The sequence below is a fragment of the Coprococcus sp. AF16-22 genome, from assembly GCF_003461545.1.
Classification (GTDB): Bacteria; Bacillota; Clostridia; order Lachnospirales; family Lachnospiraceae; genus Coprococcus; species Coprococcus aceti.
In genome coordinates this window covers 86,566-105,106 of record NZ_QTXH01000003.1, presented here as the reverse complement: position 1 = coordinate 105,106, position 18,541 = coordinate 86,566, and the positions used below count along the sequence as shown (strand labels likewise).

The 18,541-nt window shown below is 45.1% G+C and carries 15 protein-coding genes; 5 read left to right on the top strand and 10 right to left on the bottom strand.

The annotated features are described in order from the left end of the window. Nucleotides 1–470: 470 nt before the first annotated feature. The 6 genes from DWW60_RS04765 to ftsE form a co-directional block, all read right to left on the bottom strand. A complete protein-coding gene (locus DWW60_RS04765; protein ID WP_117874504.1) occupies nt 471–1,349 on the bottom strand; it encodes a DMT family transporter in 879 nt (292 codons plus the stop codon). 52 nt (nt 1,350–1,401) lie between these two features. After that, on the bottom strand, nt 1,402–2,496 hold the full coding sequence (locus tag DWW60_RS04760; protein ID WP_117550909.1) for a GDSL-type esterase/lipase family protein: 1,095 nt from the start codon (nt 2,494–2,496) through the stop codon (nt 1,402–1,404). 11 nt (nt 2,497–2,507) lie between these two features. Then, nucleotides 2,508–3,932, bottom strand: a complete 1,425-nt coding sequence (locus DWW60_RS04755; protein ID WP_117550911.1) for an MBOAT family O-acyltransferase — start codon at nt 3,930–3,932, stop codon at nt 2,508–2,510. A 282-nt stretch (nt 3,933–4,214) separates the two neighbouring features. Then, nucleotides 4,215–5,507 (bottom strand): murein hydrolase activator EnvC family protein, encoded by a 1,293-nt coding sequence (locus tag DWW60_RS04750; RefSeq protein ID WP_022217255.1) that lies wholly within the window; start codon nt 5,505–5,507, stop codon nt 4,215–4,217. Nucleotides 5,508–5,640: 133 nt separating this feature from the next. Then, nucleotides 5,641–6,549: a permease-like cell division protein FtsX gene (gene ftsX, locus DWW60_RS04745; RefSeq protein ID WP_015533677.1), complete on the bottom strand. Its 909-nt coding sequence runs from the start codon at nt 6,547–6,549 to the stop codon at nt 5,641–5,643. Then, nucleotides 6,539–7,225, bottom strand: a complete 687-nt coding sequence (gene ftsE, locus DWW60_RS04740; RefSeq protein ID WP_022216898.1) for a cell division ATP-binding protein FtsE — start codon at nt 7,223–7,225, stop codon at nt 6,539–6,541. The genes ftsX and ftsE overlap by 11 nt, the downstream gene beginning before the upstream one ends. A 211-nt stretch (nt 7,226–7,436) precedes the next feature. On the opposite strand from ftsE, the gene DWW60_RS04735 reads away from it, so the two are divergent. From DWW60_RS04735 to DWW60_RS04720, 4 genes are all read left to right on the top strand, one after another. Next, on the top strand, nt 7,437–8,825 hold the full coding sequence (locus DWW60_RS04735; RefSeq protein ID WP_015533676.1) for a uracil-xanthine permease family protein: 1,389 nt from the start codon (nt 7,437–7,439) through the stop codon (nt 8,823–8,825). Nucleotides 8,826–8,863: 38 nt separating this feature from the next. Then, nucleotides 8,864–9,493: a uracil phosphoribosyltransferase gene (upp, locus tag DWW60_RS04730; RefSeq protein ID WP_117874503.1), complete on the top strand. Its 630-nt coding sequence runs from the start codon at nt 8,864–8,866 to the stop codon at nt 9,491–9,493. A 181-nt stretch (nt 9,494–9,674) separates the two neighbouring features. Further along, nucleotides 9,675–10,325: an endonuclease III domain-containing protein gene (locus tag DWW60_RS04725; RefSeq protein ID WP_015533674.1), complete on the top strand. Its 651-nt coding sequence runs from the start codon at nt 9,675–9,677 to the stop codon at nt 10,323–10,325. A 40-nt stretch (nt 10,326–10,365) separates the two neighbouring features. Next, complete coding sequence (locus tag DWW60_RS04720; RefSeq protein WP_055146778.1) at nt 10,366–11,712, top strand: citrate/2-methylcitrate synthase; 1,347 nt, start codon at nt 10,366–10,368, stop codon at nt 11,710–11,712. Between the two features lie 178 nt (nt 11,713–11,890). Here the strand turns inward: DWW60_RS04720 and trxA are convergent, their stop codons facing one another. From trxA to DWW60_RS04705, 3 genes are all read right to left on the bottom strand, one after another. After that, on the bottom strand, nt 11,891–12,202 hold the full coding sequence (gene trxA, locus DWW60_RS04715) for a thioredoxin (RefSeq protein WP_022217252.1): 312 nt from the start codon (nt 12,200–12,202) through the stop codon (nt 11,891–11,893). A gap of 349 nt (nt 12,203–12,551) precedes the next feature. Further along, nucleotides 12,552–14,627 carry a heavy metal translocating P-type ATPase gene (locus DWW60_RS04710; RefSeq protein ID WP_055280450.1) on the bottom strand — a complete coding sequence of 692 codons (2,076 nt, stop codon included), beginning with the start codon at nt 14,625–14,627 and terminating at the stop codon, nt 12,552–12,554. 37 nt (nt 14,628–14,664) lie between these two features. Continuing rightward, nucleotides 14,665–14,985: a DUF6110 family protein gene (locus tag DWW60_RS04705; RefSeq protein WP_022217250.1), complete on the bottom strand. Its 321-nt coding sequence runs from the start codon at nt 14,983–14,985 to the stop codon at nt 14,665–14,667. A gap of 387 nt (nt 14,986–15,372) precedes the next feature. Between DWW60_RS04705 and DWW60_RS04700 the strand changes: the two genes are divergently transcribed. Next, a complete protein-coding gene (locus DWW60_RS04700; RefSeq protein WP_055273183.1) occupies nt 15,373–16,347 on the top strand; it encodes a putative ABC transporter permease in 975 nt (324 codons plus the stop codon). Nucleotides 16,348–16,434: 87 nt separating this feature from the next. Here DWW60_RS04700 and DWW60_RS04695 read toward each other — a convergent pair whose 3' ends face one another. Continuing rightward, on the bottom strand, nt 16,435–18,525 hold the full coding sequence (locus DWW60_RS04695; RefSeq protein WP_117874502.1) for a fibronectin type III domain-containing protein: 2,091 nt from the start codon (nt 18,523–18,525) through the stop codon (nt 16,435–16,437). Nucleotides 18,526–18,541: the final 16 nt, after the last annotated feature.

The following is an 18,541-nucleotide window of genomic DNA, read 5'->3' as shown; positions in this document are numbered from 1 at the left end:
TTATGATCATATGTGTGTTTCATTTTAACATGTCAGCAACTATACCCACAACCTTATACTCACTATATTCAGAAGCTTTACCATTTATAGAACATTTATTTACGCTTTATATATTATTTCTTTTATGAACATATTTCTTTAACATCCGATACACAGAATGTACACAGTACCATCTTATTATATATACAGATTGATGAGGACAGCAGATGTGCGACATGCCCAGGCAGCACCAGCGTATCTGCCGTCACTCAAACTAACAACAATCCAATTTATATAGATGGGAGGCCGGATACCTCACAAGTCCGGTCACAACACCTAAAACCTTCCTTTATAACTTTTATAAAAAAGACGGATATCAGACAATGAAACTTTTACCCATTTTCCATTTCTGACATCCGTCTTTTTGTATATATCAATTATTCTACAAGTATTTGTACAAGGCACTGCCACTCTCAGCCCTGCCAATCATGCTAAGTGCGGTCCTGTCTCATGGTGTACCACCATTTGAAAACTGCACTTCCAATGATGATCACATATCCTATAATGCTCAGCATGTCAGGGATCTGATCCAGGAATACAAATCCCAGTATAGCCGCAAATATGACCTGACTGTAGTCAAATACCGATATCTCCCTGGCTGGAGCCTTCTGGTATGCTGCGGTTATACTGAACTGTCCACCAGCCGCCGCAAGTCCGGCACAGAGCAGGCACACAATCTGCTGCCATGTCATAGGTGCGTGGTCCAATATGATAAATGGAAGCGTCACCAGACATGAGAATACAGAGAAACACATGACTATGACCGGTCCGCGCTCCCCCTGTTTGCCGAGCTTTCTCACGTAAGTGTAGGCGATTCCGGCTCCAAGGCCGCCCGCCACACCAACCATGGCATACAGAAAATCCATATGAAACGAAGGCTTCACAACGAACAAAGCACCTGTAAATGCCAATGCCACGGATGCCCACTCTATCTTATTTGCCTTCTCCTTGAGCACAAAGTACGATGCTATGATCGCAAAAAACGGAGACAGCTTGTTGAGGATATTTGCATCCGCTATGTTGAGCTTGTCGATTGCATAAAAATTGCAGATAAGTCCTGTCGTTCCACAAATACTTCTCGCCGCGATTCCCGGCCAGCTGCTCTTCTTTATCTTGAATTTCTCCTCAGTCCTCATGAGCATGGCAATGGCCACAACAGCGGCCACTGCATTTCTGAAAAATGCCTTCTGCATAGTTGGCAGATCTCCAGACAGTCTCACGAAGAAGGTCATCAGTGAGAAAAAGAACCCTGCCATGATTATGAACAGGATTCCCTTGTATTTATCTTTTATTACCAGTCTTTTTGCCATTTGATCAACTCCCGATAATGATAAAATGCCGCCAGGTCCCGCAGCACTTTATCTATTTAAAAGCATCATCCTTGAGCCCATGCTCATACAGATACTGCTCCCACAGACTGTAATACTGCGCCTGCAAATGTATGTCATCCCAGGTATAGTCCTTTACAAGACCACCCTTGCCATCGTCCACAACCGTATTCATATCCAGATAGAAAAGCTTTATTCCATCAGCATATGCAGCTATGGCCCCATTCTTGTCATCGATATTGTCATTGTTCACAATATCGTGGCTTGCCGAATAGTCGCTGGATACATGCATGCAGCCCATCATAAAGATCACTGCGTCCGGCTGAAGCGCCTGTATCTGGGCCACCGCATCGATATATGTGGATGCGTATGTCTCCGTATCATATCCAGCCTCATTTATACCAAGCATGATGTAGATCTTCCTGAATTGTTTGCTTTGCAGCAATTCCGTGAGTGTCTTGGTTCCATTTGCGGCTATCTTCTCCCCCATCAGTCCAAATGAAGTAAGGCCCTCCATATATGCAAATTCTGCATTGTCCAGTCCGGAATACAACGCCAGTCCTTCCACTCTGGAATCACCTATGAACAGAGCATCGTCAAAATAAGACTTGTCAACCTTTATATATGGGTACTGGGTCTCAAGAGCGATCTGTGTGAGATCTCTGTAGCAGCTATTTCTTGCCTTTCTCTTCTTAACCTTCTTGTATTGAGTCTGTCTTGTCACCGGAGCAGCCGAACCGCCTGTATCTATGGTTGCTTTTTCCGTAGTTGCCTTTTCGGTGGTCGCTTTCTCTGTAGATTTCTCTGTTGTCTTCTCCGTGGATGCATTCTCAGAAGTCTGCTTCTCCGTGGATTTCACCTCCGTTGTCTGCTCCTCTGCAGCCTCACTGCCCGTGGACTCCGACGTCAGCTCGCTCTTTCCCGGAGCATCCGTGCTTGTTGCGTCAGTTCCGGTTGCCACCCTCTCATCAAGCAGCACAGTCTGGGCCATAGGATGATGAAAGCTGACATCCCATTTGTACACGCCAAGCGCAGCTCCCACATAACCGCCTGCGGTAACTATCACGCCGGATATTATGAGTATCGAGAACAGTGGACAGCCTTTTATCATTTGCCATAATTTCTTCATCTGCCCACCTCCTAAAATCTAAAATAAAGGAATGGATTGGAGCCACCCTTTGCTATCTGATATACACAGAACCAGAACAGTGCGAGCATTATAAGCTTGCATACCCAGTTCTTGTAGAATTTCTCTATGAGCTTTCTAGGCCACGGTGTACAGAAGATCACGCAGATCAGCAGCAGCCACCAGTATGTGTGTCCCAGCATGATCAGCTTGTCCATGGCATGTGTGGTGACTGATCCCTCTATGTTCATGCCAAACATTCTCTTCAGGTACAGTCCCAGAAGCTTCAGATCAGATATGTTAAATATTGTCCATGATATCGGTATCAGGAAGAACATGTACACATGGCCAAGAACCTTCACCTTGTCAAATACCTTGCCAAGGAACAGCTTCTCCATGAGAAGGAACACGAACAGGAACAAGCCCCATATCAGGAAATTCCAGTCCGCACCATGCCACAATCCGGTAAACATCCACACAGTGAACATGGCAAGTATCATTCTGAGCTTTCCCTTTCGGTTGCCGCCCATCGGTATGTACACATACTCTCTGAACCAGCGTCCGAGTGTAACATGCCAGCGTCTCCAAAAATCTGTGAGGGAATGTGCCATATAAGGATCGACAAAGTTCTCCGGTATCCTGAAGCCAAGTATAAGGCCAATTCCTATTGCCATCACGGAATAACCCATGAAATCAAACAGGAGCTGGAATGAATATCCCCATGAACCAAGCCATGCGGTCACAGTGTTTATTCCATAAGGGCCAACCGTCTGCACATCGTTCCACAGACTGGCTATCTTATTTGCCAGAAGCACCTTGTACGCAAGTCCCAATACGAACAGTGTCGCACCGCGCTCTATATCGTCCGCCTTGACCTCTCTGTGATCCAGCTCAGGCTTCACCTCATCGTAGTTGACTATAGGGCCGGCTATGAGCTGAGGGAACATGCTCACATATGTTCCGAACTTGATTATACTCTTGTCCGCCTGATACTTGAGCCTGTACACGTCAAATATATACGATGTTATCTGGAACGTATAGAAGCTTATTCCAAGCGGCAGTGTGATCGCCACGCTATCAAATATCTTTGTTCCCGCTGCAGTGTTTATTATCTCTATAAAAAAGTTGATATATTTGAATATGAACAACATTCCAAAATCAAACACCATAGCCACCGCCAGCCAGCAGTTTCTCTCAAATGAACAGTCGATCTCCGAATATACTTCTATATCATAAAAACGCTTGATTCGTCTTGCCACCGAATAGTTAAATATAATAGAAAACATCATCAAGAACACGTATATGGGTTCGCCATACGCGTAGAACACAAGGCTGCCTAAAAGCAGTACAACATTCCTGTACTTCGGCTTTGTCACAAAATAGATAAGCAAAAATAAAGGCAGGAATCTAAATAAGAACTCCATGCTCGAAAAAACCATAATATACTCCTTAAATAAATACTCAGTCCAGTGTGAGTATAAATACTTTTACCACTTATGTCAACCGACACTAATCCTATTTTTTCTTAAAAAAACTATTGTTTTCGACATATTTTCTCACCACCACAACATATGGTACTTCGCCCATATCCACGCCCCTATTAACATAAAAAATGCGTGATCCATATTTCATGAATCACGCATTTTTTCTCTGTTCTATATATGATCATATTAAGATCTTATGATATGACACATATCCCTGTGGCATGTCTCAGCCTCATCTTACAGATAATCAAGTGGGTTGACATATGAGCCATTCAGGAATACTGAGAAATGGCAATGTGTTCCTGTTGAATATCCTGTTGAACCTGCGTACGCAATGGTCTGTCCCTGTGAAACCACATCGCCAACGCTTACTGCAAGTGATGAGTTGTGAAGGTACATCGTCACAAATCCATTACCGTGATCTATCATAACGTAGTTACCACCACTCTCGCCCCACTCGGCTACCGTTACAACACCTGCATCAGCCGCTGCGATAGGCACTCCGTATGAACATCCTATATCTATACCCATATGATTGGAGCTTGCTCCTGCTGTCGGTGACTCTCTAGGTCCGAAGTAGTCTGTGATAGGTCCTGATACAGGCCATATGAACTGACCTGAACCGGTTGTTGAACCGCCATTGTTACTTCCACTGTTGTCGCTGTCACTGCCTGAGTTATCGCTTCCACCGTTGTTATCCTGCTGCTGTTGTTCAGCTTCTCTCTGCTTACGCTCCTCCTCCAGTCTCTGCTGTTCCTGACGCGCAAGCTCTGCCAGCTTGTCATCCAGCTCTGACTCCTGCTTTGCGTATTCAGCCGCAAGAGCTTTCTGCATCTCAACATCATCACTGTACTTGTTGATCTCCGCATTCTTCTGGCTTATAACATCATCGAGGTCTGCCTGCTTGGTCTCCAGGTCTGCCTTTACCTTCTCTACATCCGCCAGATCATCCTTGAGTGTCTGCTGATACTCTGCTATGTCATTCTTAGTCTTTACCAGCTTGTTGAGCTGCTTCTGGTCATATGTGCTGAGCTGATCAACATACTCAGACTTGTTAAGACTATCCTCAAATGAAGCCGATGACATAAGTGCATCTATGTAAGCAACATCGCCCTCCTCGTAGAGGTACTGTATCCTCTTCTTCATCGCCTCATACTGATTATCCTCACTGACCTGAGCCTCTGCAAGCTTTGTCTGAGTCTCATCTATCTCATTCTGAAGATCCTCAGCCTGCTGTTTCTTCTCCACGATCTGTGTGCTTATATCTGTGGCCTGCTTATCGAGCTCATTTACAGCCGCTGTAAGCTTGTCTACCTTCTTCTGATACTTCTCTGCGTTTGCATTCGCCTCTTCCTGAGCCTGCTGAGCCTCTTCCTTCTGCTGCTCAACATCCTCCTTGGTCTCCTCAGCATGCACGCTGAACACAGGAGCCGCAAATATGGATGTAAACGACATGAGCAGTGCTCCTGTAGTAACCACTGCCACCTGCATACCTTTCTTCTTTATCTTGTATAAATCTATTCTCATCATTCATGCCTCCTAATCGCATTTCATAATGTTATTATCTTTTTGCCCTACTTATCAGCATTATAACACATATTGTTCCTAAAAAAGTAATAACAATTTGTGAATTTTTTGTGCATTGCTCTGACCGCATTTAACACTACACTCTCAGGTGCTTTCTTGTGGTAAGAATACTTCCTACCAGACCAACACCGATACCGAGCACAAGTCCGACCGGTACCATAGTCCTGAACAGATCCTGCTGGCTCACAAATGCGAACAGCGTTGTGACAACCTTGAACCTTCCGGCAACGTATGTCAGTATCTTATCGTACATGTAGTACAGAAGGACCAGAGGTATAGCCGAACCGACCGCGCCTATGATCACACCCTCTATGATGAACGGTGCCCTTACAAATACATTTGTCGCACCGATCAGCTTCATGATCCCTATCTCTTCCTTTCGCACTGTGATACCTATGGTGATCGTGTTACTTATAAGGAATATAGATACCAGCATCAGTATCACAACTATTCCTATGGATGCATATCCGACAAGGGATGACAGTGTCGTGATGCTGTCCGCAGTCACGTCAGAACTCTTTACCTTTCTGACTCCTGAAAGGCCCTGGGCAAATGCCACGAACTCCGGCTGTCTTGATACATCCTTGAGCGTGATCTCATATGACGCAGCATTCTTTAACGGGTTATCTCCGCCAAATGCATTCTTTGCAACCTGTGGATCATCGTAGTTCTGATCTGCAAACTTGTCCCATGCCTCATCGGCTGAGATGAAATCCATCGTCTCAACATAATCGACCGTTCTTATCTGTTCACCTATGAGCTGTATGGTCTCATCTGACGCATCCTCGTCGAAGAATACAGATATGGTGACTGTCTTCTCAAGCTCCTGCATACCTGACTGGAAGTTTACAACCACCGCATATATGATTCCGAAAAGGAACAGACATGATATGATGGTTCCCAGTGATGCAAGTGAGAACAGTATGTTTCTTCTTATATTCGCAAAGCCCTGTCTGAGGACATAGAAAAATGTACTAATCTTCATCTATGTAGCCTCCTTCCTTCTCATCACTGATTATAACGCCCTTCTTCAGGGTGATAACTCTCTTCTTCATCTCATTGACGATATCCTTGTTGTGGGTTACCACGACAACTGTGGTTCCTCTCTTGTTGATATCCTCAAGGAGGTTCATGATATCCAGTGAGTTCTTAGGATCAAGGTTTCCTGTAGGCTCGTCCGCCAGTATGATGTCCGGATTGTTGACCAGTGCTCTCGCCATGGCAACTCTCTGCTGCTCACCACCTGAGAGCTCCTTCGGGTATGATTTGTATTTGTCTGCAAGTCCAACCAGCGTCAGCATGGCCGGAACTCGTCTTCTGATATATCTCGCCGGGGTCTGGATGACTCTCTGTGCAAATGCGACATTCTCGTATATAGTCCTGTCCTTGAGAAGTCTGAAGTTCTGGAACACAACCCCTATCCTTCTTCTGACCTTCGGTATATCCTTCCTCTTGATCTTGCCGTAGTCGTATCCGGCAACAGTGATATTGCCCTCCGTAGGATCGAGCTCCTTGAGCAGAAGCCTGAACAGAGTGGTCTTGCCCGAACCACTGCTTCCAACGATAAATACGAACTCGCCTTTCTCTATATTAATATTGACATTCTTGAGTGCCTGATTGCCCCCAGGATATGTCATACTCACGTTCTCTAATTCAATCATAATATCTGTAGTCTCCTTCGACCTGTATCTTTATTTTTCTCCCCTTTACTCAATCCAAGCAGAATTGTAACAATTCTGTAACATTTTGTCAAGTGCTGACATATATTACATATCTTAAGTTTATTTTGGAAATTTCACTATTCAAATTGACCTTAGTGTAAATAAACTTTATAATATTTAACTAAGAAAAAATATGGGAGGATTATTACTTATGGATAATCAAAAAGAAGCCATTCGTGATGCACGTAAGCTTGGAATTCCAAAGATGCTTTTACTTGGATTCCAGCATATGTTTGCCATGTTTGGTGCAACAATTCTTGTTCCGCTTCTCGTAAACGGATACTTCGAGGGTCAGGGACTCTCAATTCAGGTAACTCTTGTATGTGCCGGTCTTGGAACACTGTTCTTCCACTTATGCACAAAGCTTAAAGTACCTGCTTTCCTCGGTTCTTCATTTGCATTTCTTGGAGGTTTCTCCACAGTTGCAGACCTTAAAACAGGCATATTCAAGGACATGCCAATGGGCGAAAAGCTTCCATATGCATGTGGCGGTATTGTGGTTGCAGGACTTCTGTATCTGATACTTGCACTGATCGTCAAGCTTGTCGGCGTGAAGCGTGTCATGAGATTCCTTCCACCAGTGGTTACCGGACCTATCATCATATGTATCGGTCTGAGCCTCGCACCATCAGCTATATCAAACGCATCCACTAACTGGCTGCTTGCATTTATCGCACTGGCTGTTGTCATTGTGTTCAACATCTGGGGCAAGGGCATGTTCAAGATCATACCTATCCTCATGGGTGTACTTATCTCATATGGCGTTGCACTCATACTTCACTTCTGTGGTATGACCAACCCTGATGGTTCAGCAATACTCAGCTTTTCTGGAGTTTCAGACGCACATTTTCTCGGTCTGCCACCTTTCCAGATCTGTAAATTTAACTTAACTGCCATACTTGTCATGGCTCCTATCGCCATCGCTTCCATGATGGAGCATATAGGTGATATATGTGCCATATCAGCAACTGTAGATCAGAATTTCCTTGAGGATCCAGGTCTCCACAGAACACTTATCGGTGATGGTCTGGCAACATCTCTCTCCGCACTCTTTGGCGGTCCTGCCAACACAACCTACGGAGAGAACACAGGAGTTCTCGAGCTCAGCCGCGTTCACGATCCAAGAGTTATACGACTGGCTGCCATTTTTGCAGTCATCCTCGGTTTCATACCTAAGGTTGCAGAAGTCATCCGCTCAATGCCTTTCGCCATCATTGGCGGCATAAGCTTCATCCTCTACGGAATGATCTCAGCCATAGGTGTAAGAAATGTGGTTGAGAACCACGTAGACTTCACGAAGTCAAGAAACCTGATCATCGCAGCCGTTATCATGGTATGTGGACTTGGTTTCAAAAATGGCCTTACATTCACGATCGGAGGCACAACTATCACTCTTACAGGACTTGCCCTCGCAGCTATATTCGGCATCCTGCTGAATGCTATACTGCCTGGTAACGACTATACATTTGGTGAGAACACCAAGGGTGATGTAAGCCGTGGACTTGGAATGAATCCACAGAACTCTGACATTGAGGCATAATAATTATCTGTATATTATTTATTAGGAGGTTACACAATATGACAGATTACACAGTTATGACACATCCACTTATTCAGCATAAGATTTCAAAGCTCAGAGATAAGAACACCGGAACTGCCGAATTCCGTGCACTTGTTGAAGAGATCGCCATGCTCATGGGATATGAGGCTCTGAAAGATCTTCCTACCGAGGATGTATGTATAGAGACTCCTATCGAGGAATGCATGACTCCGGTCATCGCAGGAAGAAATCTTGCGATCGTACCTATTCTCCGTGCAGGACTTGGAATGGTCAGTGGACTTCAGGCTCTGGTTCCTACAGCCAAGATCGGACACATCGGTCTGTACAGAGACGAGGAGACTCATGAACCTCATGAGTACTACTGCAAGCTCCCTAATCCTATCGATGAGAGACTTATAGTTGTCACGGATCCTATGCTTGCAACCGGAGGATCAGCTGTTGCTGCCGTTGATTTCATCAAGCAGCACGGCGGTAAGCATATCAAGTTCATGTCGATCATCGCTGCACCGCAGGGAATTGAGAGACTTCTCAAGGCTCATCCTGACATCCAGCTATACGTTGGTCATGTTGACCGCGAGCTGAACGAGAACGCTTACATCTGCCCAGGACTTGGCGATGCCGGCGACAGAATCTTCGGAACAAAGTAAGATCTTTCAGACATGATATTTATACCAGCATAGACATGCCGCAGCCCAGCACATATACTGGGCTGCGGCATGTCTTCTCTTCCCAACATTTTCACACTTCTAACATTTTTATTAAGAATTCTTTTTCGATATCCATTTGCAGGCCTTTCATGTTATCATATAGAGACTGGAGGTCTTTTTTATGGAATCACAGAAGAGATATACGAAAAAACAGAGAACACTGGACATTATCGAGAGGCTGAAGAAGGAATATCCTGACACAGTATGCACCCTCGATACTTCACACGCATGGCAGCTTCTTGTCAGTGTCCGCCTGGCGGCGCAGTGCACTGATGCAAGGGTGAATGTGGTAGTCCAGGATTTATTTGCCAAATATCCGGGAGTAAAAGAACTGGCTGCTGCCGATGTCAGTGACATCGAGGCCATTGTGAGACCTTGCGGACTGGGGAAGAGCAAGGCCAGAGATATTAGTGCATGTATGAATATGCTTGTTGATTCCTATGATTGCCAGGTTCCTGACAGTCTTGATGAGCTGCTTAAGCTCCCCGGCGTAGGCCGCAAGAGCGCCAACCTCATCATGGGTGATATCTACGGCAAACCTGCCATTGTAACAGATACCCACTGTATACGCCTTGTCAACCGAATGGGACTGGTTGACGGGATAAAAGATCCGAAGAAGGTTGAGATGGAACTGTGGAAGCTTGTACCTCCAGATGAGAGCAATGACTTCTGTCACAGGCTGGTGGATCACGGCAGATCCGTGTGCACAGCCAGAACGAAGCCACATTGCGACGCATGTTGTCTAAGCGACATATGCAAAAAGATCATCTGATTTATCATACAAACGGAAAGGAGTTACTTATATGGAGTATATGGAGAATCTGACAGAATACGTGGAGAAGCAGGCTTCTCTCTGTCAGCAGCATGATGTGATAGACAAAGAGCTCTATGCCAGATACGGAGTAAAAAGAGGACTGCGTGATGAGAATGGACAGGGAGTTCTGACCGGTCTTACCAATATATCACAGATCATAGCATTTAAGGATGTGGATGGCCAGAAGGTTCCGTGTGACGGACAGTTATTGTACAGAGGCTATGATGTACAGGATCTCGTAAAAGGCGGCAAAGGAAAACGCCATATATTTGAGGAAGCTGCTTATCTTCTTCTCTTCGGAGAACTGCCTACCGAGGCTCAGCTCTCAGAATTCAGCAGTGTCATCGCCGAGTCCATGAACCTGCCGACCAACTTTACCCGTGATGTCATCATGAAAGCACCTAGTGTGGATATAATGAACTCCATGACAAGAAGTGTGCTGACTCTGGCTTCATACGATAATCAGGCTACCAACCTGGATATAGACAATGTTCTCAGACAGTGTATCGGTCTCATCGGAACATTTCCTATGATGGCTGTGTATGGTTATCACGCATACAACCATTATGAGAACGACGGAAGTATGTACATTCACAGACCTGACAAGGATGCTTCCGTGGCTGAAAACATCCTCAGGATGCTCAGGCCTGACATGAAGTATACCGAGCTTGAGGCAAGAGTTCTTGACATAGCACTTCTGCTTCACATGGAGCACGGCGGTGGTAACAATTCCACATTCACCACAAGAGTTGTAACGTCATCCGGCTCTGACACATACTCTGCCATTGCCGCCGCCCTTTCATCCCTCAAGGGAAGGAAGCATGGTGGTGCCAACCTGCAGGTTATGAACATGATGGACGATATCAAGGAGCACATAAAGGATTACCATGACGAAGAGGCCATAGAGGCATATCTGGATAAGCTGCTGAACAAGCAAGCCTACGACCACAAGGGACTCATCTATGGTATGGGCCATGCCGTTTACTCACTGTCAGACCCAAGAGAAAAAGTCTTCAAGTCATTTGTCGAACAGCTTGCCGCTGCCAAGGGCAGGGACGAGGATATGACTCTGTACAACAACATTGAGAAGATCGCGCCAAAGCTCATCGCCAAGGAACGCAAGATATACAAGGGTGTCAGCCCTAACGTAGACTTCTACAGCGGATTCGTGTATGAGATGCTCGGAATTCCTAGGGAGCTCTACACACCGCTCTTTGCAGTGGCACGTATAGTTGGATGGAGCGCTCACAGAATCGAGGAGCTTGTCACTACAGACAAGATCATCAGACCGGCATATAAGAGTCTGGTTAAGTATAGAGAATATGTAGACAGAGACGCCAGATAGTCAATGTGTTTTCAATAACCTTAAAGCCCTGTCAGACTTAACATTCATATGTATCCATAATATGAGACCCATATGAATGTTAAGTCTGACAGGGCTTTATGTTTTTCCTGTTTCTAGTTTGTATCCCCACTTCAATTCAGATCCCAATTAAAATATCCGGGATACATATCACAGACAATTATTTGATCTTCTCAATGAAATCGAGAAGATCATACTTGGATATAGCTCCGACACTCCTCGATGCCTCAACACCATTCTTGTACAGTATCAATGTCGGAACACTGAACACCTTATTGGCAGCCGCAAGTCCAGGATTCTCATCCACGTCCACACTGAAGAAATCCACTTCACCATTCAGTTCATCTGCAACCGTGTGAAATACCGGTGCCATCATCTTGCATGGTCCGCACCATGTTGCTGAGAAATCCGCAACCGCCACACCGCATGCCTTTATATCTTCAAAATTATCGCCTTTTACCGTTTTTACCATACTAATCATCCTCCATTCTATTGTGATGAACACACGCATCACGCTGTGCTCCACACACATCTGTATATTTTCATTTCATAAACATTCCAGATAATATCTGCTAATATTCTGCCCTTATGTTCAGCTATCTACTCATGATTTATACGTACATTTTGTCATATTCTGTCGGCCCGGTCAACAATTCTTACAGATTATTTTTATTATTTAAAATCATCTTTTAACTACAAAACTGCCCTCCTCACTAATGTTCCGGAATCCCGGGTACTCATCACAGTGAAGAGGGCAGCTTTATTTTATATTCTATATGATTCTACGCTTCGATCATCAATATAATTCTATGCTCCGATCATCAATCCAGCAGCTTCTTCATACTGTCAAGACTTATGAGAAGCGTCGATGAATTGTGAAGCAGTGCTGATGTGGTTGGCTGGATAACTCCCATCACGCCCAGGATGATAAGTCCTGTGTTGATGGTCACTATCTTGCGATAGTTCCTGTTGATCCTGCTCATCAGCTTATTACTGAGTTCCTTAAGTGTTACGAGCTCGTACAGATTGTCCGCACTGACAGTTATATCTGCGATCTCTCTGGCAATCTCCGCGCCATCACTTACGGCAATTCCAGCATCGGATGCCGACAGTGCAGGTGAGTCATTGATTCCATCTCCCACCATGATGACCTTTCGACCCGCAGTCTTCTCAGCCTCGACAAACTTTGCCTTGTCCTCAGGAAGGACCTCTGAGTAATACTCATCCACCCCTACCTGCTCTGCAATAGCCTTGGCCGTTCTGTCACTGTCTCCTGTCATCATGACAACCTTCTTGATTCCCAGCTTCTTGAGCCTTGAAACAACCTCGGCCGACTCAGGTCTGACCGGATCCTTGATGGATATGACTGCTGCCAGCCTGCCATCGATTCCCATGAACAGATGTGAATGAGTCTTGGACAACGACTCGTACAGCTCTATCTTATCCTCAGGTATCACACAGCCCTCATCCTCAAATACGAAATGATAGCTTCCTATGACAACCTTCTTGCCGTCTATGCTTGATGAGATACCATGAGCCACAACATACTCAACCTTGGAGTGCATCTCCTCATGCTCCAGCCCCTTGGCTGCAGCTCCTGCCACAACCGCTCTTGCCATGGAATGAGGGAAATGCTCCTCCAGACATGCAGCTATCCTGAGCAGTTCATCAGGATCTCTTCCGTCAAATGATACGACGCGTACAAGCGTAGGTGATGCCTTTGTAAGTGTTCCTGTCTTGTCAAATACTATCGTGTCTGCATCAGCTACAGCCTCCAAGAATTTGCCGCCCTTGACTGTGAGGTGATGCTTGTTTGCCTCCTGTATAGCAGACAATACCGCTATAGGCATGGACATCTTCAGTGCACATGAATAGTCGACCATGAGCACCGCAAGTGTCTTGGTGATATTCCTTGTTAAAAGGTATGTGAGGATAGTTCCACCGAGAGTCCATGGCACAAGACCATCTGCAAGATGCTCTGCCTTGCTCTCAAGTCCTGACTTAAGCTTCTCAGACTCCTCTATCATCGCAACAACTTTATCATATCTGCTGGTCTTACCAGTCTTTACAACTCTGACTACCAGCTCACCTTCCTCAACAACTGTACCTGCATATGCACTGTCTCCGTGTCCCTTGTGGACCGGTACTGACTCTCCGGTGAGGGATGCCTGATTGACCATGCCCTCGCCCTGATCCACAACACCGTCAAATGGAATGACATTGCCCATATGAACCACTACCAGATCATCCTTTGCGATCTTCGCACTGTCCATAAGTACATCACAATCATCCACACGCACCCATACCTTATTGATATTGAGTGACATGCTTCTTGCCAGTCCATCCACCGACTTCTTATGTGTCCACTCCTCAAGGATCTCACCGATCTCCAGAAGGAACATGACTGATCCCGCTGTCGCGAAATCATTTGTCAGAATGGATGCTGTTATGGCTGTTGCATCGAGAACCGGCACCTCAAGCTTCCTGTTCGCAAGACACTTGAGCCCCTTGCCTATATACTTGAGAGCTTTGACGGATGTCAGACAATACCGAAGCGGCATTGGCATGATCCATTTCTTGGTCATGTACCAGGCGGTCTTCCAAAACAGCTTGTCCTCATACTGTCTGTTCATGACTCTGCCTGATGTCTCTGTGAGATCCGCCGGAACCTCCACCCTGTCATATCCAAACTGTCTCAGCGCATCTATCACCGCTGCACGGTCACCATCATATATGATGATCGCGTCACAGGTTCTGTCGTGCACCTTGACCTCTTCCACTGCCTCACAGTTCTCCAGATAATACTGAAGTATGTCGGCCTGTGCCATGGTCATGCGGCTCTGTGCCATGTGTATACGCAGACGATTCTTTGTTTCATTTAAAATAGAAAACTTCAAGATCTTCGCCTCTTTCTTATGTTTTGTCTTATACTGATTACTCTTCTACAGTCTCTGCTGCATCAGCGCTCTCAGCCTCTGTGCACTCAGTATCCTCAAAGTCAGCCTCTGCTGCCTTCTGTGCTCTTGCCTCGTTGATATCCTTTGCTCCTGCGTAGATATCACCACAGTTCTCCTGGATAGTATTTGCTGTCTTCATGACACAGTCCTTTGCTCTAAGAACACCAGCTGTACAATGTGTATATACGTTCTTTGCATCCTTGCTTGAGAGAACCTTGATACCAGCTGTTCCAAATAATACTCCACCTGCAAATATTCCAAGCTTCTTCCAGTTTACCTTCTTTAATGCCTTCATCATGATTTTGTCCTCCTTGATTATATATTTATTCTGATTAATGATATGACCACTTATACGCATGGTAGATTATATGACAGGCTTCGCCGTGATTCGATTTTTCTAATCACGGTTTGTTCAATCAAACTCTCCTTAACGTAAAAAATGCATTCTCGATCTTCGTACTGTAGAAAGAGTCTGCATCTGTTTCGTGGCTTTTTATTTGCTGTAAGTATAGCACTGCCCCCGGCGTTAGTCCAATATAACATTCGCAATTTAAATGACTTTTTTTCTCAATAAGTATCAACAAGCTATCTTACACTTGTGACATTTTGTAAGGTTGCTTTTTTTCCTTCTATATACTATCTTATTACTATTGGCAAAGTCATATATACAAAGGAGATTCCATGTATGGATAATTTCAATATCAAAAGTATTCTGGTAATATTATTTTTATTTTTCATAGGATGCGTCATGGGCTGGTGCATTGAAGTCATATTCAGAAAGTTCTTATCCAAGAGCAACCCAAGCCACAAATGGATCAACCCGGGATTCCTCATCGGACCTTACCTGCCTCTCTACGGTTCAGGCCTGGTGGTGCTGTATCTCCTGTCCCTGATCCATATAGATGCTGTTGACGCCCATCCTGTTTTGCAAAAGGTTCTGGTGGTACTGATCATGGCCATCGCCATGACCGTTGTGGAATACATTGCCGGACGTATATTTATAATAGGAATGAACATCAAGCTGTGGGACTACTCAGATGAGTGGGGCAATATACAGGGCATCATATGTCCGCTGTTCTCATTCTTCTGGGGTGTGATCGCGGCACTGTACTATTTCTTCCTCCATCCACACATACTGAACGCTGTGTACTGGCTGGCGGATCACCTGACATTCTCCTTCTTCATCGGTTTCTTCTACGGGGTATTCGTGATCGACTGTGTTGTATCATTCAACCTGATGAGCAAGGTGAAGAAATTTGCGAAAGAGAATGATCTTATTGTCCGTGTTGAGGAACTCAAGTCCCGACTGGCTCTGGATCGTGAGAAGTTCAAGGAGAAGCCAAGCTTCCTTCTCTCTCTTCACGATACAGCATCGATCAAACGAGCATTTGAGAATAACCCTGAAAGCTTCTCCATAACAAAGAAGATCAAACTGAAGGCTGAGGAGCTTACAGAGAACGTAAAGGAAAAAAGCGCTGTGATAAGTGAAAATCTCAAGGAAAAGAGCGAGGTGATCACCGAGGGTATCAAGGCTGCCGGAACTGAGGCAAAGGCCCGCATAGGCGAGACGCTGAATCGAAATGATTCATCAGATGTGGCCGACACAGATCTGTTCGACAATTCCCACAGGGACATAACAGAACACAAGAATGAAAAATAATATCATTCTAAGCATATAACAAAAGCAAAAATACCATGTACAGGCGAAATGCTGTACATGGTATTTTTTACGCGCTCTATTTACTTTTTATCTGTACTTGACACTAGCCTTCTTGTAGGTTCCTGCCGTCTTTCCTTTGTATGGTTTTACAAAGTATGTGTACTTTGTTCCTGACTTCACACGGCGGTCAAGATATGTTCTGGTCTTTGCTTTCACAACCTTCACACATTTAAATCTGCCGCTGCCTGTCTTTTTGTATATCTTATAGCCGGCGGCTCCCTTTGTCTTCTTCCAGGAGACTCTTACTCCCTGTGAGGTATTCTTTGCTCTTGCGGTCGTGCAACCTATATAATACTGGCTCTTTGCCTTGGAGCCGCCCTTTGTATAGCTGTTGTATGCCGATACTCTGTATGTGTAGGTCTTTCCTCCTACAACAGATCTGTCTACCATTGATCTCACAGAGCTTCCCTTCACTGTCTTTATAAGTCTGTATGCACCCTTGCCTATGCGTCTGTATACCTTATAACCGGTGGCTCTTGAATCGGTATTCCAGGTGAGGCTTATTCCCTTACCTGTATTCTTCGTTTTGACCGTCACCGTCGCAAGCTTCAATTTGTCAAGTGTGACATTCTTGGTATATCCGCAGTTGCTGCATTTGTACTTCTGCGATCCCTGGGATGTGAATGTCGGCTGTTTTGTAACCTCTCCCGCCTGCCATTTGTGGCTCATACATGCTCCGAGATAATAAGCGTCCTTTCTTGTACAGGATGGAGTGTCGGAAACCCAGATCACAACATCATTTCCGTAATATCCCATTCCATATATGTTTACACCTGATACATACTTCTGTCTTATGTCATATATAGCCCACGCCTTGCGCTCATTTACCTCAAGATCTATCCATGCAACATATCTCGATGTGCAGAAATAGAGCTTTTCCTGTGCAAGGAACAGTGTTCCATACTGTTTGTTAAGTGCCGTACCATCTGTATCCAGCCATTCATCCTGCCCGGTAAATATCGTTGTATTTACACCGTTGGTGAAGCTGTACTTGTTTATCTGATAGTATGATGACTGGCTGCCCTGCTTTATGCTGTACCAGTAGCCCTTTCTATAAAAGATTACCTTCTCAACGCCATTCCAGAACTGGCCTTTTTCATATCGCTTATCCGTGGCATTGCTGTATGTTCCCTTCCATACATTTCCCACCTTTGTGTCATATCTGCCAAGATAATAATCGCTGCTGGCGGCCTTAGTCTTACTGTTCAGGGTGTCAAAGCTTACAAGGAAATAATCATGCATCGACCTTCCCGGTATATCACTTGCGGGATCATCCCAGGTTGCGTCAACGTGATACCACTTTCCACCTATATTTACAACATTCCACGCATGGTTTACATACTGGCTTGTGGCAACTCCACACGGAACCCCGGCTTTCCTGAGGAAATACCACATGGTCTCCGCATATCCCTGACACACGCTGCTCCTCTTAACCAATACACCATACATATCATACATGTGGTCTCTTCCGGTTGTTGAATCAAATTCCTTAGCCCCGCTGGTGTCATATGCAACTGTGGATGTCAGGAACTCATGATATGCAAGCACGATCTCTGCCGGCTTCATGTTCTTTGTATTTATCTGCTTGTTCACTTCCGCTATGGCTGCATCCAACTGCTTCTTTTCGGTTCGGGCATTTGGCTTGTATGAGAACTTCAGATACACGACCTTTCCTGTGGTCTGGTCATACAGATAACTGTATCTTGCCACATACACGACCTCGGGATGCGCATTCATTGCGGTTGTGACTACATTTGCAACATTTCGTGTGGTCAATCCCCAGCTCTTTACATTGAGTCTCGGTGAAAATTTCTCCACAGCGCCGACAATGGCACTCTCATATTTCTTTGAATTTGCCGCTGCCAGTGACGCTTCCGATGAATCCGATGCTTCATCTTCTATTATCTGTCCGCCAAATTGCAGGATACCTGAAGTATCGCCCTCCTGCTCAAGCAACTGACCATAGCTGCTCTGTGATGAGTCATACTGTTCCTGAGTATCTTCCGCAAATGCTGGTATTTTTCCGCCGTACAGCACACACGCAGCGATGACGCCCACCACAAATATCATCCTGATACGCCGCACAGCTTCTGTGAGTCTTACATTTTCATATTTCATTCTTTTTCTCCCTTAT

Coding starts and splice junctions, on each gene's coding strand:
- DWW60_RS04720 (WP_055146778.1), top strand. CDS start 10,366: ATGGAGAATCTGACAGAATACGTGGAGAAGCAGGCTTCTCTCTGTCAG.
- DWW60_RS04705 (WP_022217250.1), bottom strand. CDS start 14,985: ATGATGAAGGCATTAAAGAAGGTAAACTGGAAGAAGCTTGGAATATTT.
- DWW60_RS04765 (WP_117874504.1), bottom strand. CDS start 1,349: ATGGCAAAAAGACTGGTAATAAAAGATAAATACAAGGGAATCCTGTTC.
- DWW60_RS04695 (WP_117874502.1), bottom strand. CDS start 18,525: ATGAAATATGAAAATGTAAGACTCACAGAAGCTGTGCGGCGTATCAGG.
- trxA (WP_022217252.1), bottom strand. CDS start 12,202: ATGGTAAAAACGGTAAAAGGCGATAATTTTGAAGATATAAAGGCATGC.
- ftsX (WP_015533677.1), bottom strand. CDS start 6,549: ATGAAGATTAGTACATTTTTCTATGTCCTCAGACAGGGCTTTGCGAAT.
- DWW60_RS04725 (WP_015533674.1), top strand. CDS start 9,675: ATGGAATCACAGAAGAGATATACGAAAAAACAGAGAACACTGGACATT.
- DWW60_RS04755 (WP_117550911.1), bottom strand. CDS start 3,932: ATGGTTTTTTCGAGCATGGAGTTCTTATTTAGATTCCTGCCTTTATTT.
- ftsE (WP_022216898.1), bottom strand. CDS start 7,225: ATGATTGAATTAGAGAACGTGAGTATGACATATCCTGGGGGCAATCAG.
- upp (WP_117874503.1), top strand. CDS start 8,864: ATGACAGATTACACAGTTATGACACATCCACTTATTCAGCATAAGATT.
- DWW60_RS04700 (WP_055273183.1), top strand. CDS start 15,373: ATGGATAATTTCAATATCAAAAGTATTCTGGTAATATTATTTTTATTT.
- DWW60_RS04760 (WP_117550909.1), bottom strand. CDS start 2,496: ATGAAGAAATTATGGCAAATGATAAAAGGCTGTCCACTGTTCTCGATA.
- DWW60_RS04750 (WP_022217255.1), bottom strand. CDS start 5,507: ATGATGAGAATAGATTTATACAAGATAAAGAAGAAAGGTATGCAGGTG.
- DWW60_RS04735 (WP_015533676.1), top strand. CDS start 7,437: ATGGATAATCAAAAAGAAGCCATTCGTGATGCACGTAAGCTTGGAATT.